Origin of the sequence: Bordetella muralis (genome assembly GCF_965139205.1) — a bacterium.
Taxonomy (GTDB): Bacteria; Pseudomonadota; Gammaproteobacteria; order Burkholderiales; family Burkholderiaceae_B; genus Bordetella_A; species Bordetella_A muralis.
This window is the reverse complement of the sequence record NZ_CBCSIU010000014.1, coordinates 113,752-119,719: the sequence shown is the minus strand read 5'-3', so window position 1 is coordinate 119,719 and position 5,968 is coordinate 113,752. Positions and strand designations below refer to the sequence as shown.

The 5,968-nt window shown below is 62.1% G+C and carries 6 protein-coding genes and 1 pseudogene; 4 read left to right on the top strand and 3 right to left on the bottom strand.

All coding sequences use genetic code 11. The features are described 5' to 3' along the window. From ACNA0I_RS18940 to ACNA0I_RS18930, 3 genes and pseudogenes are all read right to left on the bottom strand, one after another. A pseudogene (locus ACNA0I_RS18940) lies at positions 1-109 on the bottom strand (UDP-2,3-diacylglucosamine diphosphatase); the annotation flags it as partial. After that, complete coding sequence (locus ACNA0I_RS18935; RefSeq protein ID WP_415807580.1) at positions 102-611, bottom strand: peptidylprolyl isomerase; 510 nt, start codon at positions 609-611, stop codon at positions 102-104. The pseudogene ACNA0I_RS18940 and the gene ACNA0I_RS18935, both read right to left, overlap by 8 nt. Before the next feature lie 131 nt (positions 612-742). After that, entirely contained in the window at positions 743-1,348 is a 606-nt protein-coding gene (locus ACNA0I_RS18930) for a tetratricopeptide repeat protein (RefSeq protein ID WP_415807605.1), read from the bottom strand. A gap of 261 nt (positions 1,349-1,609) precedes the next feature. Between ACNA0I_RS18930 and cysS the strand changes: the two genes are divergently transcribed. From cysS to tilS, 4 genes are read left to right on the top strand one after another with little or no spacing between them, the layout of a single operon-like run. After that, complete coding sequence (cysS, locus tag ACNA0I_RS18925) at positions 1,610-3,070, top strand: cysteine--tRNA ligase (RefSeq protein WP_415807579.1); 1,461 nt, start codon at positions 1,610-1,612, stop codon at positions 3,068-3,070. A gap of 15 nt (positions 3,071-3,085) precedes the next feature. Next, entirely contained in the window at positions 3,086-3,730 is a 645-nt protein-coding gene (locus ACNA0I_RS18920) for a DNA-3-methyladenine glycosylase family protein (protein WP_415807578.1), read from the top strand. 36 nt (positions 3,731-3,766) lie between these two features. After that, positions 3,767-4,732, top strand: coding sequence for an acetyl-CoA carboxylase carboxyltransferase subunit alpha (locus ACNA0I_RS18915; RefSeq protein WP_415807577.1), 966 nt, complete (start codon positions 3,767-3,769; stop codon positions 4,730-4,732). Positions 4,733-4,757: 25 nt separating this feature from the next. Further along, entirely contained in the window at positions 4,758-5,750 is a 993-nt protein-coding gene (tilS, locus tag ACNA0I_RS18910) for a tRNA lysidine(34) synthetase TilS (protein ID WP_415807604.1), read from the top strand. Positions 5,751-5,968 lie beyond the last annotated feature (218 nt).

The window sequence follows — 5,968 nt, the reverse complement described above, 5'->3', positions numbered from 1 at the left end:
CCGCCGCGTCCAGAAACCCCAGAAATGCCTCTGCGGTGGCCGGCGTGGCCGGCCCCAGGTGCACATCCGAAGCCAGCCAGACGGGGCCCTGCAATGTCACCTTATTCAAGGACTTCGGCCTTTTCGATGACCACATCCTCGGTCGGCACGTTCTGGTGGAAGCCGCTGTTTCCGGTCTTCACACCCTTGATCTTGTCGACGACCTCGGTGCCCTCGGTGACTTTGCCGAACACGGCGTAGCCCCAGCCATTCGGCGTGGGAGCAGTGAAGTTCAGGAAGTCGTTGTTCGACACATTGATGAAGAACTGAGCGGTAGCCGAATGCGGATCGCTGGTGCGCGCCATGGCCAGGGTGTACTTGTCGTTCTTCAGGCCGTTGTTGGCCTCGTTTTCGATCGGGGCTTGTGTGGGTTTCTGCTTGAGACCGGCTTCGAAGCCGCCGCCCTGGATCATGAAGCCGTCAATGACGCGGTGGAAAATCGTGCCGTTGTAAAAACCGGTCTTGACGTAGCTCAGGAAGTTTTCCACGGTCTTGGGGGCTTTTTCCGCATCCAGGGTAATCACGATATCGCCCTGATTGGTTTGCAGTTTGACGCGGGGAGAGGTGCTCATGGGTTTTGTGCCTTCTTTGGAGGAGGGGGTTGATGGGGTTGCCGGCTGGGCGCTCACTGCTGCCGGCACAATTGCCAGGGCAACACTGCAGGCCGCTAAGCGCAGCAAATGTAGAGGAGAGTAGCGCGAAATCATCTGTGTTGGCTTTCCTTCAGCATGTTTTCGATTTCACGTGCCTTGGCGTTCATGCCAGGCACGCCCTGGTTCGCAGCATTACGATAGGTCCGCAGCGCCATCATGAGTTGAATGTCTCCCATGTTGGCGCGCGCAGCCGGGTAATTCGGATCGGCGCGTAGCGCCATCTCGAGGGCCTCGTGGGCCCGGTCCAATTCGCCTTGTTGTGCATACAGCGCAGCCAGATTGTTCCAGGGTTCGGGCAACTCTGGAAATCGGGTAGTCATCTCCGTGTAGAGGCTCACCGCTTCGGACGTGCGTCCCAACGCAGCCAGCGCACGCGCATGCTGGAACATGAGCTGCACATCGGTGCCTCGCTGGTCTTTGATGGCGGCCTCGCGCTGCTCGATCATCGCGAGGGCTTCTTCGTTCTTGCCGTCGTTGAGCAGGCGTTCGATATAGGTCGTGATCTGCGACGGCGTCGGATCCAGGCGCGTGTCCACGCCCGGTTTCAGGGCCTCGAGCAGATTGGCCAGGCCTTTCCAGCCGCCTTCCGGCCGCGGCGGATCCAGCTTGGTGCGCGTCTCCGTGTCGTTGTAGGGCAGGTTGCCACCTCCGCCCATGGCCTGCCCGAAAGCGGCACCGCTTGGCAGGGCTACCAGCGGCAGGATCAGCATGGTTATACGGAAAAGGCGGTTTAGGGTCACAGGGGTATCCGTTAAAAATGGAGACGCGTTGGGCGCGTAACGAGGCCGCTTGCTATACTTGACGACCGCCATTTTAGCCCCGGTTGCGTTCGTCGTTTATCCACCGATGTTTCGCCTGCCGGCGCCGACCGCCCCGCGGGACTTGCACCGCAATTTATCGAGGCCTGTTCAAGCGTCATGCTGCACATCTACAACACGTTATCGCGTACGAAAGAACCCTTCAAGCCGGCCCAGCCCGGCCAGGTGCGCATGTACGTGTGTGGCATGACTGTTTACGACTATTGCCATCTGGGCCATGCCCGCATGCTGGTGGCTTTCGACGTGGTGCAGCGCTGGCTGCGCGCCAGCGGCCTGGCGGTCGACTATGTACGCAACATCACGGATATCGACGACAAGATCATTCGCCGCGCGGTCGAGACCGGGCGGCGGATTGGCGAGGTTACCGAATACTACATCGCCGCCATGCATGCCGATGAGCGCGCCCTGGGGGTACAGTCACCCGACCGCGAGCCGCGGGCCACCCAGTATGTGGGCGATATGCTCGACATCATCGGCAAGCTCGAACAAAACGGCCTGGCCTATCGGGCCGACGATGGCGACGTGAATTACGCGGTACGCGGCTTTGCCGGTTACGGCAAGCTCTCGGGCAAGGCCCTGGACGACTTGCGCGCCGGCGAGCGTGTGGCCGTCGGCTCGGCCAAGCGCGACCCCTTGGATTTCGTCCTCTGGAAGGCCGCCAAACCCGACGAACCCGAAGACACCAAATGGCCGTCCCCGTATGGCCTGGGCCGTCCCGGCTGGCATATCGAGTGCTCGGCCATGAGCAAGGCCCTGTTGGGCCTGCCCCTGGACATCCATGGCGGCGGTCCCGACCTGAAATTCCCGCACCACGAAAACGAAATCGCCCAGACCGAGGGCGCATTCGGCGGCACCTTGGCCAATATCTGGATGCATTGCGGTCCGCTGATGGTCGATTCGGACAAAATGTCCAAATCCCTGGGCAATTTCCGCACCATCCGCCAGACCATCGCCCAGGGCGAGGCTGCGGGCGACCAGGCTGACTACGCCGTCAACCCGCGCGAAGCCGAGATGTTGCGTTTCTTTATCGTGCGCAATCACTATCGCAGCCCGCAAAACTACGCGCCGGACAACCTGGTCGATGCGCAGAACGCCCTGGATCGTCTCTACCAGGCGCTGCTGAACGTCGCGCCCGACGCTAGCGAGGTGGATTGGAGCAGTCCGCCGGCGCAGGCCTTCAAGGCGGCGATGGACGACGATTTCAATACCTCGGGGGCGTTGGCGGCATTGTTCGAGCTGGCCTCCGACGCCAATCGCACCCGTAGTTCGCACGCTGCCGGCCAACTCAAGGCACTGGCCGCGGTGCTGGGACTGTTGCAACAGGACCCGGCCAGCTACTTTCAATGCACGACCCGCTATTCGGCAGCGAGCTTGGCACAGGGGGGCGCCGCCGCTGACGAATTGGGCGCCGAGCAGATCGATGCTCTGATCGCTGCGCGAGCGGCCGCCAAACAGGCACGCGACTACGCTGAGGCCGACCGGATCCGCGCACAGCTGCGCGAGGCCGGCATCGAGCTCGATGACAAACCCGGTGGTATCACCCAATGGCGCCGCGCCTGAGGAATCCACACTGTCATGTCTAGCGCAGATATCGCCATCGCCAAGCCCGACTACTGGGAAGAAGCCGTCGCCCACCTGATGCGGCGCGATCGCATCCTCAAGAAAATCATTCCGCAGCATAGTGAAACCTGGCTGACGTCGCGCGGCTCGCCTTTTATCACGCTGGCGCGCGCCATCCTGGGGCAGCAGATTTCCAACAAGGCCGCGGATACGCTGTGGCAACGGTTTCTGGAGACTGTTGGCAAACGCCCCACGCCGAGCAGTGTGCTCACCATTGGCGTACAGGGATTGCGGCAAGCAGGCCTGCCGCAGCGCAAATGTGAATACGTACAAGATTTAGCCGCGCATTTTGGCGAGCGCCGTGTGCACCCGGAAAAATGGGATGCCATGGACGACGAAAGCGTGGTCTCAGAATTGGTCGCCATTCGTGGCATCGGCCGCTGGACGGCCGAGATGTTTTTGATCTTTCATTTGCAGCGACCCGACGTGTTGCCTTTGGACGATCTGGGATTGCTCAAGGCAATCTCGTTACACTACTTCAGCGGAGAGCCTGTCTCGCGCTTCGAGGCCCGAGAGGTCTCGTCGGCGTGGCAGCCTTGGCGTACCGTGGCGACCTGGTACCTGTGGCGCAGTCTGGAGCCCCATACGGCTCTGAACTAACGCACCACCTGGCACCCAATAACGGAACCCTACTACATGCGCAATACCTTCCTTGAATTTGAACAACCGCTGGCCGAGCTCGAGAACAAAATCGAGCAACTGCGCTATGTCCAGGCCGACTCTGCCGTCGATATTTCCGACGAAATCGGCCGGCTGCAGCAAAAAAGCCAGACGCTGGCCAAGGAAATCTACGGCAAATTGACGCCGTGGCAAACCGCCCTGGTGGCTCGGCATCCGCAGCGTCCCTATACCCTGGACTATGTCCGGGAGATCTTTACCGACTACCACGAACTGCACGGCGACCGCATGTATGCCGATGACCAGTCCATCGTCGGTGGCCTGGCGCGCTTCAATGGCGAATCCTGCATGGTCATCGGCCACCAAAAGGGCCGCGACACCAAAGAACGCGCGGCGCGCAACTTCGGCATGCCGCGCCCCGAAGGCTATCGCAAGGCCCTGCGCCTGATGCGCCTGGCTGAAAAATTCAAACTGCCGATCTTTACGTTTGTCGACACCCCGGGCGCTTATCCCGGCGTGGGTGCCGAGGAACGCGGCCAATCCGAAGCCATCGGCCACAACCTGTATGCCATGGCCGAACTCAAAGTTCCCGTCATCACGACCATCATCGGCGAGGGCGGCTCCGGCGGGGCATTGGCGATTGCTGTCGGCAACGCCGTGTTGATGCTGCAATACGCCACCTACTCGGTGATCTCGCCCGAGGGCTGCGCCTCCATTCTGTGGCGCAGCGCGGACAAGGCCTCCGAGGCTGCCGAGGCCCTGGCCATCACTGCGCCGCGTCTGAAAGACCTGGGCTTGATCGACCGCGTGGTCAACGAGCCCGTAGGTGGCGCCCACCGCGACCCGCGCGTCATGGCCCGCCTGCTGCGCCGCGCACTGGGCGACGCCTTGCGCCAGTTCCGTGGCATGACGGCCGAACAACTGGTCGAGCAACGCGTGCAGCGCCTGCTGTCGTACGGCAAATTCCAAGAAGTCCGTAACTGAGATTGCCGTGTTTCCCAGCCCTGATTTGACCGCGGCCCTGCGCAAGGTATGGCAGGGCGTGGCAAATCCGGCGGCACGTCTGGCCGTCGCCACCAGCGGCGGCGCAGATTCCGCGATGCTTGCTGCACATGCAGTTGCACTGGCACGCGAGCACGGCACTGAAATCATCCTGTTCCACGTCCACCATGGCCTGCAGACGGCCGCGGATGGCTGGGCCGATCACGTCCAGGCCTTGGGACGTATCCTGGACGTACCCGTTGCCACCGCACATGCCCGGGTTGATGCCAACACTGGTCTGGGTATAGAGGCCGCCGCTCGCGACGCGCGTTATGCCTCGCTCGCGGAATTGTCGTGTCAACATGACGTCCAGCACATCCTGCTGGCGCATCATCAAAACGACCAGGCCGAAACCGTCTTGCTGCGTCTGCTGCGGGGCACGGGCCCCGATGGCATGGCCGCCATGGCACCCACCATGCAACGCGATGGCATCACCTATCATCGCCCGTGGCTGAACCAAAGCCGCGCCAGCATCCTGCAAGCCGCCCACGCATTCGCCGAACAGCACGATTGGCATGCCGTCCAGGATCACACCAACGCCGACCCTCGCTACACCCGCGCAGCCGTTCGCGAATTGCTGTCGCCGGTGCTGGATGCCCGCTGGCCCGGCTGGCAAGCCCGCCTGGCCAGCCACGCACGTCACGCCGCCGAGACAAGCAGCATCCTCGAAGAGGTCGCACAAAACGACATGGCCACATTGGAACTGTCGCTCGACGGCACGAGTTTTTCCCTGGTCCGATGGCGCAGTCTGCCCTCCGCCCGACAATCCTTGGTTCTACGCCACTGGTTGCGCTTGAACGGCGCCCGCATGCCCACCGAAGCGCGCATGGCAGACCTGCTACGCCAGCTGCGCCAACTACACAGCCTGGGCCACGATCGCCAAATGCAAGTCGCCCACGCCCAGCACGTCATCCATTGCCACCGCGGCCGAGTCCGGATCGAGCCTCGCAGCGAGGCATAAGCCTCGATACGCAATCCGCTCGAAGTGTTCCCATAGGATTGAGCCGGCCCTCATAAGGTCAAGCAGACGCTCTAAAAATGCAATTCAACCAACAAAAGGTTTTAACAACCTTAGCCTGCCTCCATCGCGAGTACCGGCGGCGTGTCTGAGGGGGCGCAGGCCCGTTGAGTCCGCCCCGCCTGATGAGGCTGGCGAAGGGTAGTCTGGCCGCGCAGGCG